16 protein-coding genes and 1 pseudogene are annotated in these 18,257 nt (G+C 47.8%); 6 read left to right on the top strand and 11 right to left on the bottom strand.

Annotation, left to right across the window (positions count from 1 at the left end; all coding sequences use genetic code 11):
* Positions 1–8 precede the first annotated feature (8 nt).
* Positions 9–404 carry a transcriptional regulator gene (locus QUA43_RS02875; protein ID WP_333370857.1) on the bottom strand — a complete coding sequence of 132 codons (396 nt, stop codon included), beginning with the start codon at positions 402–404 and terminating at the stop codon, positions 9–11.
* A complete protein-coding gene (locus QUA43_RS02870; protein WP_333370855.1) occupies positions 401–721 on the bottom strand; it encodes a type II toxin-antitoxin system RelE/ParE family toxin in 321 nt (106 codons plus the stop codon). Before QUA43_RS02870 ends, QUA43_RS02875 begins: the two co-directional genes overlap by 4 nt.
* A gap of 151 nt (positions 722–872) precedes the next feature.
* Between QUA43_RS02870 and QUA43_RS02865 the strand changes: the two genes are divergently transcribed.
* Positions 873–1,346 (top strand): hypothetical protein, encoded by a 474-nt coding sequence (locus QUA43_RS02865; RefSeq protein WP_333370853.1) that lies wholly within the window; start codon positions 873–875, stop codon positions 1,344–1,346.
* 86 nt (positions 1,347–1,432) lie between these two features.
* On the opposite strand, the gene QUA43_RS02860 is transcribed toward QUA43_RS02865, so the two are convergent.
* The 6 genes and pseudogenes from QUA43_RS02860 to QUA43_RS02835 all read right to left on the bottom strand — a co-directional run bounded on the left by QUA43_RS02860 (position 1,433) and on the right by QUA43_RS02835 (position 6,854).
* A complete protein-coding gene (locus QUA43_RS02860; protein ID WP_333370852.1) occupies positions 1,433–1,768 on the bottom strand; it encodes a transcriptional regulator in 336 nt (111 codons plus the stop codon).
* Positions 1,740–2,083: pseudogene (locus QUA43_RS02855) on the bottom strand (type II toxin-antitoxin system RelE/ParE family toxin). The gene QUA43_RS02860 and the pseudogene QUA43_RS02855 overlap by 29 nt, the downstream one beginning before the upstream one ends.
* Positions 2,084–2,136: 53 nt before the next feature.
* The gene (locus QUA43_RS02850) at positions 2,137–3,207 is read right to left on the bottom strand and encodes an aromatic ring-hydroxylating dioxygenase subunit alpha (RefSeq protein WP_333370850.1); all 1,071 of its coding nucleotides are present in this window, start codon (positions 3,205–3,207) and stop codon (positions 2,137–2,139) included.
* Positions 3,207–3,893, bottom strand: a complete 687-nt coding sequence (locus QUA43_RS02845; protein ID WP_333370848.1) for a class I SAM-dependent methyltransferase — start codon at positions 3,891–3,893, stop codon at positions 3,207–3,209. The genes QUA43_RS02850 and QUA43_RS02845 overlap by 1 nt, the downstream gene beginning before the upstream one ends.
* 300 nt (positions 3,894–4,193) lie before the next feature.
* Positions 4,194–6,146, bottom strand: a complete 1,953-nt coding sequence (locus tag QUA43_RS02840; RefSeq protein ID WP_333371032.1) for an FAD-dependent oxidoreductase — start codon at positions 6,144–6,146, stop codon at positions 4,194–4,196.
* 447 nt (positions 6,147–6,593) lie between these two features.
* A complete protein-coding gene (locus QUA43_RS02835; RefSeq protein WP_333370846.1) occupies positions 6,594–6,854 on the bottom strand; it encodes a hypothetical protein in 261 nt (86 codons plus the stop codon).
* Positions 6,855–7,133: 279 nt separating this feature from the next.
* Here QUA43_RS02835 and QUA43_RS02830 point away from each other — a divergent pair, with 279 nt between their 5' ends.
* On the top strand, positions 7,134–8,600 hold the full coding sequence (locus QUA43_RS02830) for a CHAT domain-containing protein (RefSeq protein WP_333370844.1): 1,467 nt from the start codon (positions 7,134–7,136) through the stop codon (positions 8,598–8,600).
* 128 nt (positions 8,601–8,728) lie between these two features.
* Entirely contained in the window at positions 8,729–10,813 is a 2,085-nt protein-coding gene (locus QUA43_RS02825; protein ID WP_333370843.1) for a hypothetical protein, read from the top strand.
* Positions 10,814–10,871: 58 nt separating this feature from the next.
* On the opposite strand, the gene QUA43_RS02820 is transcribed toward QUA43_RS02825, so the two are convergent.
* Positions 10,872–11,816, bottom strand: coding sequence for a hypothetical protein (locus QUA43_RS02820; RefSeq protein ID WP_333370841.1), 945 nt, complete (start codon positions 11,814–11,816; stop codon positions 10,872–10,874).
* 6 nt (positions 11,817–11,822) lie between these two features.
* The gene (locus tag QUA43_RS02815) at positions 11,823–11,996 is read right to left on the bottom strand and encodes a hypothetical protein (protein WP_333370839.1); all 174 of its coding nucleotides are present in this window, start codon (positions 11,994–11,996) and stop codon (positions 11,823–11,825) included.
* Positions 11,997–12,734: 738 nt separating this feature from the next.
* Here QUA43_RS02815 and QUA43_RS02810 point away from each other — a divergent pair.
* Complete coding sequence (locus tag QUA43_RS02810) at positions 12,735–14,792, top strand: iron uptake porin (RefSeq protein ID WP_333370837.1); 2,058 nt, start codon at positions 12,735–12,737, stop codon at positions 14,790–14,792.
* Positions 14,793–14,972: 180 nt separating this feature from the next.
* Here the strand turns inward: QUA43_RS02810 and QUA43_RS02805 are convergent, their stop codons facing one another.
* Complete coding sequence (locus QUA43_RS02805; protein WP_333370836.1) at positions 14,973–16,226, bottom strand: FIST N-terminal domain-containing protein; 1,254 nt, start codon at positions 16,224–16,226, stop codon at positions 14,973–14,975.
* A 739-nt stretch (positions 16,227–16,965) separates the two neighbouring features.
* Between QUA43_RS02805 and QUA43_RS02800 the strand changes: the two genes are divergently transcribed.
* On the top strand, positions 16,966–17,202 hold the full coding sequence (locus QUA43_RS02800; RefSeq protein WP_333370834.1) for a Calvin cycle protein CP12: 237 nt from the start codon (positions 16,966–16,968) through the stop codon (positions 17,200–17,202).
* Positions 17,203–17,602: 400 nt separating this feature from the next.
* Positions 17,603–18,223 (top strand): DUF3177 family protein, encoded by a 621-nt coding sequence (locus QUA43_RS02795; protein WP_333370832.1) that lies wholly within the window; start codon positions 17,603–17,605, stop codon positions 18,221–18,223.
* The last annotated feature ends 34 nt before the right edge of the window (positions 18,224–18,257 follow it).

The following is an 18,257-nucleotide window of genomic DNA, read 5'->3' as shown; positions in this document are numbered from 1 at the left end:
TTTACTCATTAACTGGGATTAATTACTACTGGTTCGGGCGATAATTCTGATTCCCCAAAATCCGTTGATTCCGAGTCAGCCGAAAACTCAGTATCTGCAACAGTAATTTCTAGTTTAAATCCTAACGCTTCCAGCAATTCTACAAAGCAGAAAATTTCCGAACCTGCACTTTCGGTCAACATCTTGTCAAGCTTTTCCCATTGAAGTTGAGCTGACTCTGATAAATTGTTGAACTTTAGCCGAGAATCTACAACGTTTTTGAGTACCATTTGGAGCAATTTAGGTTCATCGCTTGCTTCTGTCAATGTCACCTCGATATAACCTGCTGCTTCTTGGGCATTTCTCAGAGATTCGATCAGAAATTCTTGGTAACTCCTACTCGTTGGTGCTTTCACGTCTTTCATAGTCTCTCCAATATTGAATAGCTTTGCCAATATCTCGCTCTTTCCTTTCTCTTATCTCCACCTACTAGCAGAAGTACAATTGTCAGCCCGACTTGTCCAAAGTAAAGCCGATATCCAGGGCCAGAGTCAATTTTGAGTTCAAAAACTCCTTCTCCGACGGACTTACAATCTCCTAGATTACCAGTCATGACTCGCTTTAGCCTTAACCGAATCCTATTTTTGCCTGTGGTATCCCGGAGCGAGTTATACCAATCTTCAAAAGGATTTGTCCCATCTGCTCTCAGGTAGTTGCGAATTTCCCTGGGTTTTACTTCCATGATTTTATCGTACTTGATTAACAATTTCTATCGTAAGTGCGATCGACAGTCCATTCAACAAGCAAATCATACTTAAGACAGAGGTATTCTATCGACAAAATAGTAAACCTTGTTTGAGGGAACAAACTTTAACTCAAACAGGGGATTGTGAATGAATTTTAAATCGATCGCAAAAACCAATCTACTATTCGGCAGCCTGATAATTAGCCTCGGATTGCAAGCACTTCCAGCCACAGCGCAAGCAGTCACCGACGCGCAAGTTTCGGCCCTTGTAGAAGCGCTGCGACAAGCCGCCCCGCCACAAGCCGCAAATGACGGAATGTACAGTCAGTGGCAAGTTTTACCGAACAATATTTCCCGCTGGGCAAAATTCTGTACCAAACAAGATTTAACACCGCAACAATTTGAGGCCGACGCGACAAAAGCCAAATCAATTGTTACCTGTATCGTGGGCGATTTGCTGCGCGACGAATACAAAGCTAGCAGCAACAATGAATTAACTGCTGTACGCCGCGCCGCTTGCTGGTGGATGACTGGGGAATCCGCAGCTTGTAAAAGTGGCGCAACTGCTACTTATGCCGATAAAGTTATCAGCGTTTACCAGCAGCAGCGTCCTAAAAAGTAAAGTTTGTGCTGGCGGAATTTAGCTTTTTTTGACGGCAGATTACCGCAGATTACCGCAGATTAACGCAGATGAATTGGCGAGGCGTTTTATTCCCCGATCGCCAATTCCTCTTCTTTTAAAGTAACTGTGAGCCTAAATCCTAACGCATCCAATAACGCGATCAAAGTGTAAATTTCAGAAGCGCCACTTTCCGAAAGCATTTTATCGAGTTTCTCGTGATGTACTTTAGCTTGCTTTGAAAGATTTTTCCCCAGCAAACGTGCATCAATTACGTCTTGAATTTCCGCCAGCAGCAGTTGAGAATCCGGTGATTCTGCTTCTAAAGCCACACTCAGGTAAGCCGCAGCTTCTGCTGGGTTTTTTAGAGATTCAATTAGTGCGTTCAGCCAGCTATCACTGGTTTGCGCGATCGCGTTTTTCATATTCTGCCCAAGATTCCTTAGTCTTGAGAATATCTCTATCTTGAGTGCTTTTATCGCCGCCGCAGAGGAGAAACACAATTGTTAATCCGACTGGTCCGAAGTATAAGCGGTAGCCAAGCCCCAGTCAATCCTAAGTTCAAAAACCCCTCATCCTACTGAGCGATAATCTCCCAGATTGCCAAGACTTACTCGTTTCAGCCTATTGTTAATTTTAGCTCTGGTATTGCGATCGCGCAGGGAATCTATCCACTCAGCAAAAGGATCTCTGCCGTCACTTATAATATAACGTCGAATTTCCCTCAATTGTACTTCCATGATTTTTGTGAAATATACATATTAGCCTGTGCAGGTTTGACTCGGCGACTGAATTATCCATTTTCTGCCTGACTTCTCATCAACCTTTGCACACTGGCTAAAGCTCGATTTAATTCATAACTTTTTCTTTCTGAATTCTGCAAAAAAGCCTGCTGTTCTTCTTCAATCATTAACACATCCTGTCGCACCAAACCATCTAATAACTTTTGAGCCGCGCCGAAACAACTATCTTTGATAAACTTGCGAAACCAAACAGGCAATTTGTGCAGCCGCCAAAACGCATTTAATGAGGTAAAATGAATTAAATAAGCGCGAGTTGCTGTCTCGCTAACTGGACAAACCAAGCAGTAAATCTTAAAGTCGCTCCCCAAAGTTGAAACCCAGTGCGGGTAAATATAGCTCACCTCCAGCGGTTCCGGGTGCAGTCGGCGCAAAGATTTAAAAAACAACTGAGAAATTGACCAAATTTTATCTATTTTGTAATAACTTTGTGCCTGATAGCGAGCAGTTACTTGATGCTCCTTTTCTTCTAAAGTATCTAACACCGGATTTGCCCAAGCTTGCCAATCATCGTGCAAGTGTCCGTGGTACATATCCATCAAGTTTTCAATTAAAAATGAATAGTGTGCCTGACAGTCGATGACTGAAACTGTGGCAATATAATTGAGATGTTCCCACTCTGGCAAATCCAGTAAATTAGTTTTTTCTGCTTGCGTTTCGTCGCCGGGAAACAGCCAGATAAAACCGTTTTGTTCCTTGACTGGATAGGAGCGAATTTTGCAGTTAGGTAGCTTTTGATTTTCTGCTAAATAATCGACTTCGGCGCATTCTCCCCTTGCATTTAACCGCCATCCGTGGTAAGCACATTCGATTAAATCGCCTTTAACTTTGCCGTGGCTGAGTTTAACTTGTCGGTGCGGACATCTATCTTCTAAAGCGTTGATTTTGCCTGCACTGTCGCGGAAAAGTACGATCGCCCGATTCCAGATTTTCGCAGCTAGGGGCTGAGTTTGCACCTCGGTGCTGCGGGCGATCGCATACCAGCGATCGAGATTAATGCCCAACTGGCGGATGTGAGTTTTTTCTCCCTTTGCAGCTACCGGTTTTATCGCGTTGTTTTGCATTACAAATGTTCCCAGATTATGCCCATAAAACAACCCAATTTTACAAAATAACAGCCCGGAAAGCAACGACCATAAATTTTTCTAAATCTCCCTTCTGACAAATACCTGTCGCTGGCTAAATGCTTCAACCACCCAGGCGACAATCTAAATTTTAATAATCTTGAAGCATTGCGAAATCCATATTTGGAACAGTCGGGAATATAATCTCTCCCAGCACCTACTATGTAGTCTCTTGTAGCAGGTGTTTCGACTTCCGATATATTATCTAAAAAGAGGACTTTCCCGTGCGGATTTAACAATTTTTTAATAGCTGAGAGGGCGGCGGGGAGGTTGGGCAGGTGGTGAAAAGTTGCAGAACTAACAATTAAATCAAATTGGCGATCGAGCGCTAATTGACTGGCATCCATTTGGATATATTCGATATTGGGGGCTGAGCGTTTTTGACGGGCTATATCTAGCATTTTTGCTGACAAATCGACGGCGACTACATGATCGTAATACTGGGCTAATTCAAAAGCAAGAATTCCCGAACCGCAGCCAATATCTAATGCTGCACCTTTGCTGGCCGATAGGTTATTAATAAAGAAATCATTCTGGCTTTGCAAAGTGGCAGCGAAATCGTATTCTGTTGCAAAAGCATCAAACATTACAGATTTATTGCGAATTTTGCAGTTACTCTTCAGCATCTATTATTGCTTTATACTAATTCAATAATATTTTAACCGCATATCCACCCTGCTTAACGAAGATATTTTTTTGGTTCGCAAGCTCTGCCTTTTCCCCTCAGCGAAACCACACCTACAAACCATAACTTATCTTAAAAAAAGAATGCAACTGCCGGAAACCTCCAAACCCTTATTGAATCAGTCATTCGCAATTATGAAAATCTCAAATCTCAAATCTCAAGTGGTATGGCTGGGGGCGGGTTTCACCGAGAATAGCAGCCGATAATTGACGATTGATAAAACCCGCCCCCGCTGCAAACCTTAGATTTTTAACACGCCTTCGGGATTCACCGTCAAGAGCGATCGCCTCTGCAAACCCTCCTGAGATAAAATAGCATTAGCGGCCAACAAACCGCTGCTCACTGCCCTTTCCATTAAACCGCACGGAAACGGCATTTTCACCCAATCTCCCGCAAACAAAAGATTAGGTACAGCGCAGCAAGTTTCTGGTCTCTCCGCATAGCTACCGGGCGGATATCCAGAGAAATTCTTTTGATTTACTAATTCCCGGTGCAGCAGGTTCGCTGCTTTTAATTCCGGCACAATTTCGTACAATTCTTGCTCAAAAGTCGCTAGCAAAACTTGCTGGTTCGGAAATTCCTTCTCCTTGTAACAATAAGCGTGCAGTTCCACGACACTACCGCCCGTTTTCTGATTCCACTCTATGAACTGATCCTGAATTCGGTGGTAAAGCGTGATGCTGTCAGTCAGTTTGTAGCCGGAAAGCGAACTGAAATTGCTGTGCTCCCAGGGAAATTCGCGATCGAACCAAAAACGGCCCACCGCAAACGGATCGGCTATTTTCAAGCTCTCTATCCGACTCTGCACTTGCGGATTCACCTCACCACTAGCCAAACTAAACAAATGCTGCATCCCCGGAACATCGGCCGCCAAAACATAATAATCAGCCTTCAATGTTTCTCCCAAATTTTGCGGCTGCGATTGGTTAACCGCTGCGGCCAACTGTACCTCATCTGCTTTTTCAGCGACTACCTTAAATCGAGGCAAATCCCGCTGAGCAGGCCCGCTGACAACTCGCCCTTCGGCATCAAAAATTGCCCCGTGACAAGGACAGTGAAATTGACCGTCGTTTTGTTTCTGAACTGTGCAGCCTTGGTGAGTACAGCTCAGAGAAATTGCCTCTTTTCCCGACGGTGCGGCGGCAAATACGCTGTCCCCAGCGCCGAAATATTCGGTAGAGTTGCTGTCAGTTAACAGCGCGTTTCGCTTCACCCAAAAAGGTATTTTACTTTGCACGTCTCCCGACTGGTAACTCAGAGAATCAATCTTGCCGTTTTCCCAGCGAATTTCACTGACTGCGACATCTGTCAATACTTTGCCACCTTTGCTTTCAATCGCTCTGGCAATAGGCTGCACCAAACTCGTGCCCATATCTTGCCGCGTGCCGTTGAAGGCCAAACCCTCTGGATTTCCGAAAAAGTAAAAGTGGAAAAATTGCATTAATTCTCCCGCGCTCAATTCGTCGGGAGCGTTGAGGCTGGACTTGGCAAAAGGCAGAAAATACAAGTCATAAAGCCCGCGCGGAAATTCACCTTTTACCCAGTCGGCAACTGATATATTGTCGAGGCGAGCGAAACTTTTTTGAGTTTGAAAACCGCCTATTTCTCGAAATACTTCCCAGTGAGCGGGTTTTGTCAGATTGATTCCCCACTTGAGCCGATTGGGAGAAGATATCCCCAAGTCAACTATATTCCAGGGGAAAGCTGAATGGTTGGGACGGAAAACTTCGGGCTTGTATTTGCCGTCTCGAAACACAACGGCGTAGGATTCTAAAGATACAAAGTTATCGCTAATTTCTAGTTCTTCAACCACACTTTTGAGGTTGTAGTATTGCGGAAAAAAACCGTGGAAACCGTGTTCCATCATAAAAGTTTCGTTCCCGACTTGAATCGGCCAACTAGCAATTTTGCCGCCGAGTTGGGGCGATTTGTCGAGCAATGTTACGGCGAAACCCCGCTGGGAGAGTTCGTAAGCACAGGCGAGCCCGGCCAAGCCTGCCCCTACAACTGCAACGGTTTTGCGCTGATTCAGCATTCGCGGCAAGTCAAGAGAATCTTGCACAAAAATGGTGGGCTCTGGCTTGGAAAATCGAGAGTAGCCCAGCAGCCCGCCGGCGGCACCGACTCCGAGGAATTTGAGGGCGGTTCTTCGAGAAACTGGTTGGGATAGCGGTGAATTGGTTGATTGACTCATCAGCGGTACGCGGTAACGGGCTTTAAACACAAATACGCCATAAGGCATATATCATAGACCGAAATCAGGATATGTGAAGAAATACTAAGACACATCCCCCAATCGGATCACGATCCTCTTCGAGGGCTTCGCTAACGCACCGTGCCAAGTTCGATCGCACACAATGTATAGCGGCAGGAACAAGGCTTTAGTTATCTAGGAGAGAAGTAAGAACAAAGAAGGAAAAAGCAATCAACCGCATAGCGTAAAATTTTCTAAATAATTAAGTGTTTTTATTTATGTTGCTCAACTCTTGGCAAGCGCCGCGATTCTAAAAAACTAGGAGATTTTCAGGCAAAATCTTAGGCTAAAGGCAGTCTCGACAAATTGTACGAAATAACCGCGTAGATATCCGAGGCAAAACAATTAACCAGTCGAGGTTTAAGTAAGTTGGAGCGAAAAACCTAACTATTTTAAAAACAAGTAAATACAGAGAATATATTTGCTAATATTACTCAATATATGGTCGCTCGATTCCTGATATTCCTCATTCAACAACAAGACCCAACCCGATTCAACTTGAGAAGTGCGGATGTGCCGCAAAAAGTCAAAGACGCCCGTAGAGGTAATGCCGGTTAAACTCACATCTTGCACCATTATTAAGAACGGGCAAGATGCCCGTTCCACAAAAGATGATTTTTTTGTGGAACAGGCATCTTGCCTGTTCATAAAAGGATTATTGAGAATGGTGCAACATCTCAGTTAAATGCACCTGGCTGCTAGGTAAAAAACAGGACTTACTTGAAGAAACCGGGTTTTTGCGTAAGTCCTGTTTATGCAAAACCCCTGCATAATTTACAAAATTTTACATAAATCGCGCATTTCTGGGTGCGGGGACTCTGTTGGTGCCGGTGTCCACACCCTACGGTAGATATTTGCGGTTGGTCTTGAATGCTATAATCGTGCCGCGATCGCCAGCACAGTCAAAATTCACCCACATCCAAACTTTTGCCAACTGCTGCCGCCAACGGCGCCATTAACCGCCCCAAAATCATGCACTACCAATCCCAGCAGCAACGCCAAAAACACACGACTCAGAAAAAAATTAAAAAAGCTATTTTTTACTGTTTGACAGCAATATTTTTCTGCTGGAGCACGGCGAACCTCGCTACAATTGCCCAAAACGCAGACCAGGGAGGGCTTAACGGGCAAGAAATGAGAAATTTGCTCGATCGGGGAAACCTCACCGAAGCCGTAACCAAAATCGAAGAAAACTGGGAAGAAGAGTATCAAAACTACTTTGAACAAGACTTTGAAACCCGTGCTAAAACCGCCGAAGCAATATCAAAAACTCTCTCCCGTCTAGCAGTTCAAACCAAGAAAAAACCAGCTTTAATTTACGCTATCCCCCGCACCGACCAACTAGAATTAATCTTAATATTGCCCGATCGCCCGCCCATTCTCCGCAGCATCCCCGAAGCCAAACAAGAGAAACTGCTCTCAGTAGTCCAAGAATTCCGCAGCGAAATCACCAACCCCGTAAAAATTAACACCACCAGCTATCTAGAACCAGCCCAACAACTCTACAAATGGATAGTTGCACCCCTAGAAACAGATTTGCAAACAGCAAAAATTGAAACCTTGCTGTTCTGCGTCGGCGCAGGTTTGCGAACCGTACCCCTAGCAGCAATGCACGACGGAAACCAATTTTTGATCCAGAAATACAGCCTCGCCCGCATCCCCGCCTTCAAACTCACAGACAGCAATTACGCCGACCTCAGAAACGTGCAAGTCCTAGCAATGGGAGCATCAGATTTCGCAGAAACGGCGAACAAAGAACCGCTGCCAGCAGTGCCGTTAGAACTAGGCGCGATCGCCCGACAGTGGCCCGGGCAATCCTTTCTCAACCAAGACTTCACCATAGTAAACTTGCAATCCCAGCGACTGCAACACAAATACGGAATCATCCACCTTGCCACCCACGCAGAATTTCGCCCCGGAACCCCAAATAACTCCTACATTCAATTTTGGGACACGCAACTTAGACTAGATCAAATGAGAGATTTAAAATGGAACAATCCGCCTCTTGAACTATTAGTATTAAGCGCCTGTAGAACCGCCTTGGGAGACAAAGAAGCAGAACTCGGATTTGCCGGTTTAGCACTGCAATCGGGAGCAAAATCAGCCCTCGCCAGCCTGTGGTACGTTAGCGATGCGGGGACTCTCGCCCTGATGACAGAGTTTTACCAGCAGTTAAAAATCCGCAGGCCAAACGACCCTCCAATCATTAAAGCTGAAGCAATGCGGCAAGCACAAATCGCTGCGATCGAAGGCAAAGTTACGATCGAAGGCGGTCAACTGCGAAGTGCGCGAGGCGACATTCCCTTGCCCCCGTCCATCCCCAAACTCGACAGCAAAGATTTATCCCATCCGTATTATTGGGCAGCTTTCAGCATTATCGGCAGTCCTTGGTAAGTGGGCCTCTTGACCGAGAGTGATGATAGGCTATACAACATAAAGTAATTTAATATCTGTAGCTGTCGCTCAACAAACCACCACCAACCTGTGACGAATCAAGCGGGAGCCTTCAAGGGGAAAGAAAGATGAAAAAATTAGAATTTTTGCTACAGAAAGAAGGCGATCGCGCCTGGTTGCCCCTAGAAACCTCCGACGTGGAAATTCTAGAAGGTAAATACCGCGTGGTTGCTCGCATTCAGCACCCCAACACCGACATCGAAATTCGCGTTACCCATACTTCCTTCGACCAAGGGGCGCAGCGGAAAGTCCAAAGCCGATCGGCCCGCACCAACCCCGAAGGATTAGTCGTGATCATTCCCTACACCAGGCTCAAACCCGGACTGTGGGAACTCTCCTGCTTGCCAGATCCCAAAGCAACACCACTAAAACCTTGGCAGTACGGCGTTCAGTTAGAAGTATTGCCTGCAGAATCGGAAACCTCCGAACCCCTACCGCCGATCGACCAAATCGAACCCGCTGCTTCCGTCCCAGCCCCACAAATCGCTTCCCCGGTCGATCGCCCCGCCCCACAAATCGCTTCCCCGGTCGATCGCCCCGCACCACAAATCGCAGCAGCCGATTCAGCACCGCAGCAGACCAAAATCTACCAATTCCCAATTCCCCAAACCCCCGAACCCAAACCGGGCGTCAAACTCGAACTCGTCCTCGATCGAGAAACCTTCGTCACCCAACTCGGTCGCCCCTTAATCATTTCCGGCAAAATCGACCTTCCCCAACACCCCCAACAAAGCAGAAAAACAGCAACTCTCATCCCCGAATCCGAAGCGCTAGAACTCAAACAACTCATCGGTTCAGCACAACTGCAAATTTACCTGCGCGACCCCCAAACCTCAAAAATTCTCGCAGAAATCCAGCAGCCGATGCCAGAACAAGTTCCCCCCTGCATCTTTGCCTGCGTCACCTACATCCCAACCGAGTGCAAAAGCCGCCTAATTTTAGGAGAAGCAATTCTCAGCAGCGGCGGCGTCACCCTAGCCACCAAACTATTCACAATTACAGCTCGTTTAGAGCACCTTCTACAGGAAATTAAAGACAATTTCATCGAAGAAAAGCATCAAGCTGAACCCTCCCCAACAGCCTCAAAACCCTCTGGAAGCGCCAAAAATATATCCTTCCTCAAGCTAGTAGAAAAATCCTTAGACCCTCCATCCCCCGCCGAAGTCCCAACCACTGAAGCCCTACCCCCTCTACTGGCTTCGCGTCAAACCCCAAGTGCAGGCGGCCTAGAATTGCCCGCATTCGGTAACAAACTGCCCGACAGCAGCCGATCGCAATTGCTTTCGGAAATCTCCAATTCGCCTCGAACGGCCGCAGAGTCGATCGACCCACAAACCCAACCCTCAGACATCCCAAATCCCACTCAAACAGCCGAAATCGGAGCGACTGACCAAAAACCAGAAAACAGCCCTGAACTAGAAACAACCGCCCCAGAAACCCAGCCAGCACCCACAAAACAGGCATTTCAAACCTTAAACGTCGAAAGTCGATTTTGGTCGCGACTGAGTTCCCTAGCCAGCAACGGCGAATCGACTGACTGGCTGAAAGCAACCACCCTGTCACCCACTCCAAAAACCGCCACTAATACCAGCGAAGCAATTGCCGTTGTGGAAGAAAGCAGCCCAACCCAGCAGCAACCCGAAACCAGCGAAACAATTTCCGAACCCCAATCCACTAGCCCGGAAGCCAGAGAATTTGTGGTTTTTGACGAGCCCCCGCAACCGAAACAAGTTGCTCAAAAAACCGCAACTGTCGCAGCAGAAGTAACTCCCCCAACTCCCTACGTTTTGCCAGAAGACGAGTTAGTACCGATGCCCGTTTTGGAATTGCCACGGGCCGAAATCATCGCGGGCCAGGCTGTAAAAGTGCAAGTGCAACTCCCGGAATTAATGCCCCGGATTTATGTGAAAGTTTGGGTGTACGATCGGCAAACATACCTCATTCTTGACGGGCCGCGCTGGATTACCGAATTTAAAGCTAACGGGTTGGGAAATGTGCGAGCAAGTATCGAGTTAGAGATTCCCTACGGCTGCATGGAAGTCGAATTTGAGGCGATCGCCGTCGAAATGCAAACTCAGCGGGAAAGCCACAAAGTAAGCGTTCACCGCCAAGTTTTACCCCCAGCCGGGCCAACTTTACCTCTAGATGGGTAAGCCAAAATCCGCGTGCATCCGCGTTGATCCGCCGACATCTGCGGTTAAAAATTTCTACTTACTTCCCCGCCAACTGCCGAAACTTCTTCTTAAACTTATTCTTATACACGTAGATCGATCGCTGTAAATCCTCAACTTGCAGCGACATCTCGGCAGCCAAACCCGTGCGGTTCCAAACATCTTCCTCACACTTGCGGCGACAAAAATTCATCGGTTCCGAGTAAACTTTCCCACTAGATAAAGTCGGCTTCGGCCCGCACCAGTGAATCACAGTCGCCTCAGTACGATCGCCCGCAGGCCCGCTTTCTTCCACCGGAAACCTCTTTCTCAACAAATCCTGGTCAAAATCTGGCACCAACAACTGCATATCCACATTCTGCACCCGCAGTCGATTTTCTTGTGCCGCCCGGAAAATCATAAAGTTCAAAAACCCCATTTCTCCGTACTTAAATATCTTCGGATTTGCCGCCGTAAAATCTAAAATTTCCACATATTCTTCCAAGCTAAAAACGCCGCGTTTAGCAAAGAAAGTACCCGTGCAGAAATAGTTGGATCGCGATTCCGACCACCGAAAATTCGGGAAATGCTTCTCAACGCCCGGAATGTCAAAGAAAAATTCCGAAATATCTGCATCCGGGTAATCGTAACAAGGCTTGTCTACAATAAAATCAAAGTCTTGAAAATTAGCCAATTTGAGAACATCGCCCCAGACGATCGTATCGGCATCCAAAACCATAAAATTTGACCAAGGACTTTCCCAGAAAGCAATCATTTTAGTTTTGCCCCAACCAAAACTTCTTTTCCTGAGAACTTCTTCAGAAACGGTTGTGCGATTGATCACTCGCACCCCATAGGATTTTTCCAAAGCACTCACAGAAAAAGTCCCGTCAATCAACAGACAAATCGGCACATCTCCCAGGAAATAGCGGATGCTAGCACAGCAACCCTTAGCAAACAGATAATCTTGGTCGCAGCAGGCAATAATAATACCAAAATCTTCCATAAACCCTCACTCTTTTACTAACTTGCCTACCCACAGCGTTTCAGTTTTTTGTTCTGACAGCAGCTCTATTTTCGAGTTCTGCTTTTTCGCCAGCTTAGCACTAAACTTCTGCGATCGTCCGTACACAAAAACATCGCTAAAACCGCTAGGAATTTGGGGTATATTTGGTCTGTCAAGCAAGTGAGCTTGACCTGCGCCAACAGCGGGTCAAGCACCACCAGTTGCAGTCGCACTCAAACAACAAAAAAGTTGTGTTAAAATAGCGGGAAATTAAACCCGCCGACGGTTAGTCTCAAAAAGGGCGATCGTCCTGGCAAGTCCCGACTGCAGGGGGCATCAAAAAACCAAGATTGGTCAAGCCTGAACTTTGGTTTGGATCGGGTAAATCTACCAGCCTTTAGGTCTCAGTTTCCCACTCATAGCGGGAAAATCGCCCCTGCCGGGTCGCGATGTTTAAAGTTAGGTTAAAAAGCTTGACATTAGAGGATATAAAGCTGTATAAGGGATGCGACAAGCAGCCACAATCCTACCTATAACTGTCTGTTAAGTCGGGCGTAACCGAGGATTCTGGGCAGTTGTCAGTTAGAGGCAGATTGTGGTCGAACCCGTAGAAACAGTTGTCGATCGCCCGCAGAGCAACTCAAGCAAGTCGGGCGATCGAGAGATGAAATTAGCAGGTGATGGTATAATCAGCCGTAAGGTAATGTGGGCTTGACCTGAATTGATGCCGGGGCGGTACAAGGGCCCAGCCCCTACGTTCAAGCAGAAGTAGACACGCCTACTGTGAATCAACAGTGAATCAACAGTTATGGATAGGTTCTATTTTGGCAGTTATTGTCAACAGGCAAGCAACCACAAAAATTAGCAGTTGGGAATTGCTGCTCGTCGAGTTGAATAGAGTGTGAAGGTGTGAGGAAAATGAACAGAACTTTTTGGAATTTAGTGCTAGTATCCCCGGCAATTCTGGGGCTATCATCAGTCATGAGTGCCACTGCGATCGCCGCAGAAGTGACCGCAACCGCTGAAGCCAACCAGCTAGCTACAGCTCAGTCATCTGAGTCAAAAATTGCAGAAATAGTTGGAGAAATAGTTGCAGAACCAGTTGCAGCAGCCCCTGCTGCCCCAGAAAACCTGGCTTTAAACAGCAGCGTCGAAGCGGCCCAAACCCCGGTCGTTAGCGAAGCAGACGCTGAAAAACTCGCCTCAATCGAACCAGAAACCAGCGAAGCAGCACTGCAAACAACAGGGAGCGACATCGAGTTAGCAGCCCCAATTGCTCCGACCAGCGCAGCAGCAGCGACTGAACCCCTAGCAGCTGCAGGCACAGCCGAATCCTCGCCCCAAGCATCAGACTTGGCAGAGCAAATCAGCCAGACAGACGCCCCTGGGAAAATTGAAGTGCCAGCAGTCGCCAGCACCCCAGCTACTACCCCAGCTACTAAGGTAGAAATTGCTCAGACAGTACCCGGAGGAATGGGCGGCCCCATCGTCCCTGTTGCTCCCCAAGCACTGCCGGCCCAACCGTCGGGAACCATGTCCCAGGTGACATCAGTCACTCAGCTCTCCGACGTGCGCCCGACAGATTGGGCATTCCAAGCCCTGCAATCCCTAGTCGAACGCTACAGTTGTATCGTAGGTTATCCCGACGGCACCTTCCGCGGCAACCGCGCCCTGACTCGCTACGAATTTGCAGCCGGCGTCAACGCTTGCTTAGACCAGATAACCCAACTAATTGGGTCAACAGGTAACTTAGTTACCCGAGACGACTTAGCCATCCTGCAACGCCTGCAAGAAGAATTTGCAGCCGAACTCGCTACCCTGCGCGGACGAGTAGACGGCCTAGAAGCTCGCACCGCAGAACTCGAAGCCAATCAATTCTCCACTACCACCAAACTGCTCGGAGAAGCCGTTTTTGCCGTCACCGACACCTTTGTCGGAGAGGGTATCCGCCTTGACGACGACGACGACAAAACAGTCACCGACTTCAGCTACCGGGTGCGCTTGAACTTATTGACCAGCTTCACCGGTCGAGACTTGCTCAGAACCCGCTTGCAAGCGGGTAACGTCCCTAACTACTCAGCAATTACGGGTACTAACATGACTCGCGTAGCCCAGGATGGGGCTGAGAACAACAATTTCACACTAGATGAAGTGTGGTATCGGTTCCCGCTAGGTAACGCTACATTCTTTGTCGGTCCTAGAGGACTTGACCTAAATGAAATTGGAGACGCGCCTGCTACTAGTACCTTTGGTGACGCTACGGGTAATGGCACTCTATCCAGATTTGGAGTTCGCAACCCGGCCGTACACCGCGGACCGCAGGGAGCTGGCGCAAGTATGAGTTACAACTTGGGCAACTTCCGAGCTACTGCGGGCTATCTGGCCTCCGAGGGCGATGCTCCCAACCCCGCAAATGGCAGGGGCGTTTTCGACGGTTCTTTCAGCGCTTTGGGTCAGATCGGCTTTTTTAGCAACCCGTTTAATTTGAGCCTGACTTACACCCACAAATACAATCGCGCAGGCGATGTTGGCCTCATGGGTGGCACCGGCAGTTCTTTGGCTAACCGGCCCTTCGGTCAAGCACCCACTCAAGCAGATAACTATGGCGTGCAAGTTAACTTCAAACCCAGCAGTCGCTTTCACATTGGCGGTTGGTACGGTTATACGAAGGCTGAGCAACTGCGGGGGGGCGGCAATGACGCGACGATCCAGAATGGTGCTATCACTTTGGCCCTGCGAGATTTTGGCCGGCAAGGCAACCTCCTCGGTTTTGTCTTCGGTGTACCGCCAAAAGTTACTGAAAGTGATGTCGCCAGAAACCGTAACACCTCTTATCACTTAGAGGGTTTCTATCGCTTCCAAGTCAATGACTTTGTATCAGTGACACCGGGCGTTTACGTGATTTTGAACCCCGAACACAACAACAGAAACGACGATATCTGGGTCGGACTCCTGCGTACAACCTTTAGTTTCTAAGGCTTCTAGACATCTAGTTACAGCTAAAAGCGGCAGGCGACTGCCGCTTTTATTTATTGGTCATCAGGCGATTTTAGATTTTAGATTTTAGATTTTAGATTGTTAACAGTCATCAGTCATCAGTCATCACTCATCAGTCATCAGTCAACAGTCATCACTCATCAGTCAACAGTTGACAAATTATGAATTTTGGCGGCAAATCCCGAATACGGAGGTGTAGCCGTGCAGAAATGTGCTGCCGCCGACGGGGCCGATTTCGCCGTTGCAGAAAAAGCCGCCCAGGGGGATGTTTTTGAGGTATCGGCCAAAAAGTCGGGAGTCAAAGTTCGATTCGCCGTAAAGCCCTTCACCGCGCCCCAGACAAGAGAACATCAAGGCGCCGACGCTGGATGTACCACTGTACTCGGCGGCCCGCTGATAGCGATCGAGCAGCATTTCTAGGTCTTCTGCAGAGGTGCGCGCGTCCCGCAGGTGAAATTGGATGCGCTGTCCGGGACGGACTCGATCGCCGATCGCAATTGCCCCCACTTTCGGATCTACTCCCAACAGATTGCGGATTAAAAAATCTCCCGGCTCTAATTTCAGCTTGAATTCATCGCTGACTAAGCCTACAAATAACGAGTGCTGGGCTAATTCTCGGTCTTCTTCGCTCAAAGTTTGAACTAACTCTCGCAAAGCCTCTAAGGGCGATCGCTCGATGCCCCCGCTGCCGATATCATCGGTTTGTTCTTCGAGTTTCAGCAAAATATTGCGATCTCCTTCCGTCACCCGATAAGGATGCCCGATCGGCCTGCAGCCTTGAGCGACGATCGTTTCCAAAACTATATTGCCGCTCAAAGCTACCCCAACCGTCCCTTCTCGGTGAAGCTGATAGTCGCAAAACAGCGCCGCGCCCCTGCCCGCACCGTCCCCCCCGGCTAGTCCCCCTACCTTCGCCGCGCCCGGATAGGCATAATCTAGCCCTTGGAGCAAATCGTTAATTTTTGCGGAAAAGGGGTCAGCCAAGATGATGAACTGCGGTTCTTCCTGGGCCGGCACGCCCAAGAGATCCACCCAAGTATCCGGGGGACTGTCTAAGTCGGGCAGTTCTTCTGAACCGACATGAAAAGTTCTGACATTCACTCCCGGCAAGCGCGCCAGACTGAGGCTGACTGCGGGAGATCCCTCGACTTCTTCGGTGAGGCCGCCCCGGTTCGTGCCGATGACTCCTCCCCCGCCACAGCCCAGGATCGCGGGCACTGGTAGCAGTTCTCGGAGTAAAGGCATCAGCCGAGAATACTCGCTGGCAAAGGCAGACGAGATAAATATCAGCGCTAAATCAGCCGGGCCTTCTAGGTCGCGATCGGCTTGTTCTATAACTTCTTTGAGGGCGGATTCCAAAGAGGGACGGGTTGATAAAGCGCTGACCCATTGCATTTGGTTTTGGGTGTACATAAGGCAAATTTCTCTATAAAACTATCTCTATACATTAGGCTAACCGGAACTGGCCACTGGGGGGACGCTATTTTTGGGCGATCGATTCCCCCTCGATTGCCGTTCTTGTGTTAACATAAGTTAACATGAGTGTCTGCTTAATCTTTTAAGTGTTAAATGCCGTGTTCAGCTAAATCTTAAAAGATAAAGCTCAATACAGTTTGGCACACCAACCTCGTGTAATGTTTTCATCAAAAGTAAGGTCAGCTCGACCTACATTGATGCCTGTGTACTAGAACCCGCCTACGGGCTAGTAAAGCAGGAAGTAGAGACGGCTGCTGCGATCGCAGTTATGGATGGTTTCTCTCTGGGCTGCTGCAACAGCAGCGCATCTCAAGCTATTATTAGCTGGGGTCGCCAGACCGAAACAGCAAATCCAACCCAAACTAACATCCCAAAAGAAAACCTTTCTTACTTAATAAGGTCAACGACCCAGGTCTAAAGACACGCTCGCTTCGAGCCTAAGACTTAAACCACAGTTGACCAGCCGTATACTTTAGAAGTCTACGTTTTTTGAGTTATGACACCAAGTGGCTGCTTAGCTAGTCCCTTGCTCTGTCGTTAACGGTTAAACATTTTTATTTGGGTAAGGATGTGCCGTTAGCCCAACAAGCTCACTAAACAAAGGCGCGTGCTAACATTACCTAGAAATAGGTCGGGGACAACCATATTCTCCTACACATTCATACCAACAAGCTTTATGACAACAACACCCGCAGGCAACATCCAAGAGAAAATTGAAGAAGAACTAGAAAGCGCTCGTACCGTCTGTGACCTCAAGGGCGCGGCTTCCGGCGAATGCGCGGCGGCGTGGGATGCAGTTGAAGAACTGCAAGCAGAAGCTTCCCACCAAAAGCAAGTCAAACCTAAGAATTCCTTTGAAAAATTTTGCGACGACAATCCTGACGCTGCTGAGTGCCGCATCTACGAGGAATAAACGAGCCATTTAGCTCTATGCCTTCCCTCCCGCGCCGAAATCTAACTTTTGGCGCGGGAGAATTTTATTTTAGGGGTTGAGCCTTGAAATAATGGCGAGATTTGCCCTCTATCCCAATACGGTTCAAATCCGCCAGCTTCCCCCTCGCCCACCAAGCAGGACAATAATTTGCTCTTGCATCCCCCAAGGGAGGCGAGGATGGGAAGGAGATATCTCAAGAATAAACAGTTTTAACTCAAGCGTATTGCCGTCTATCGTGTCTCAAGTACCCTTCAAAGCGCGCCCAGTACCTTAGAAAAGGTAGCAGTAACTAAAACATTAAGACCGTGTTCTGGTTGCTGATTTTTTAGCATTTTTGTAGTAAAATTTGTGACAAATAAGTGAGTATATTTTCCCAAAGATGTTGAGTCTTTTATTGGCAGCCACCGGGCCTTGGTTTCAACCGCTAGTCTGGATGGATTATCGGTTGTCTGTGTTATTAACAATTTCGATCCCGCTGGTAGTGCTGATTTGGGCTGTTGTGGCAAAAGCTGAGGCGATCGTCCGTTTGTCGATTATTTATTGGCGGGTGGCGAGTTTGCTGGCAATTACACTTTACCTGATGATGGCTGCGCTGCCTGTGAGCTTTGTATCGTCGGTGATTGGGAGGGCCTTAATTCCTGCTAGTCTGTGGTTTTGGGAGGATTTAAACGAAGAAATTGCCGATCGACCGCAGTCGCCCCTGAAACTGGCTTTTACAGCTTGGCGGTGGGCGATTACTGTTTACAGCGGTTTGGGCGCTCTAGCTCAACTTCCCTTCTTAAGCTGTGCTTTTAAATCGCAAATTGAGGTAATTGACGAACCTTTTTGCCGCATTTGGTTAGACCCACCTTGGCTCTACAAACAAATGTTTCACCCTACGGCAACCCCTCAATTTTTGGGATTGTTGGGTCTGATAGGTTTAGCAATTTATGTAATTTACTTGTCATACTTTGTGCTTATTAGACTAGGAAAACAGGGGAGGTCAGCTACCGGAAATTAAGTTTGGTTTAAGTTAGTATTTTCCTCCTCAATAG

The organism is Microcoleus sp. N9_B4 (genome assembly GCF_036701635.1).
In the GTDB taxonomy this organism is placed as follows: domain Bacteria; phylum Cyanobacteriota; class Cyanobacteriia; order Cyanobacteriales; family Microcoleaceae; genus Microcoleus.
The sequence above is the reverse complement of the archived record's forward strand: the minus strand, read 5'-3'. Positions and strand labels throughout refer to the sequence as shown.

Bases quoted from the DNA above. Each gene is read 5' to 3' on its own strand.
- QUA43_RS02835 (WP_333370846.1), bottom strand. From the start codon at position 6,854: ATGAACAGGCAAGATGCCTGTTCCACAAAAAAATCATCTTTTGTGGAA.
- QUA43_RS02865 (WP_333370853.1), top strand. From the start codon at position 873: ATGAATTTTAAATCGATCGCAAAAACCAATCTACTATTCGGCAGCCTG.
- QUA43_RS02845 (WP_333370848.1), bottom strand. From the start codon at position 3,893: ATGCTGAAGAGTAACTGCAAAATTCGCAATAAATCTGTAATGTTTGAT.
- QUA43_RS02825 (WP_333370843.1), top strand. From the start codon at position 8,729: ATGAAAAAATTAGAATTTTTGCTACAGAAAGAAGGCGATCGCGCCTGG.
- QUA43_RS02795 (WP_333370832.1), top strand. From the start codon at position 17,603: ATGTTGAGTCTTTTATTGGCAGCCACCGGGCCTTGGTTTCAACCGCTA.
- QUA43_RS02805 (WP_333370836.1), bottom strand. From the start codon at position 16,226: ATGTACACCCAAAACCAAATGCAATGGGTCAGCGCTTTATCAACCCGT.
- QUA43_RS02810 (WP_333370837.1), top strand. From the start codon at position 12,735: ATGAACAGAACTTTTTGGAATTTAGTGCTAGTATCCCCGGCAATTCTG.
- QUA43_RS02860 (WP_333370852.1), bottom strand. From the start codon at position 1,768: ATGAAAAACGCGATCGCGCAAACCAGTGATAGCTGGCTGAACGCACTA.
- QUA43_RS02850 (WP_333370850.1), bottom strand. From the start codon at position 3,207: ATGCAAAACAACGCGATAAAACCGGTAGCTGCAAAGGGAGAAAAAACT.
- QUA43_RS02875 (WP_333370857.1), bottom strand. From the start codon at position 404: ATGAAAGACGTGAAAGCACCAACGAGTAGGAGTTACCAAGAATTTCTG.
- QUA43_RS02870 (WP_333370855.1), bottom strand. From the start codon at position 721: ATGGAAGTAAAACCCAGGGAAATTCGCAACTACCTGAGAGCAGATGGG.
- QUA43_RS02840 (WP_333371032.1), bottom strand. From the start codon at position 6,146: ATGAGTCAATCAACCAATTCACCGCTATCCCAACCAGTTTCTCGAAGA.
- QUA43_RS02800 (WP_333370834.1), top strand. From the start codon at position 16,966: ATGACAACAACACCCGCAGGCAACATCCAAGAGAAAATTGAAGAAGAA.
- QUA43_RS02820 (WP_333370841.1), bottom strand. From the start codon at position 11,816: ATGGAAGATTTTGGTATTATTATTGCCTGCTGCGACCAAGATTATCTG.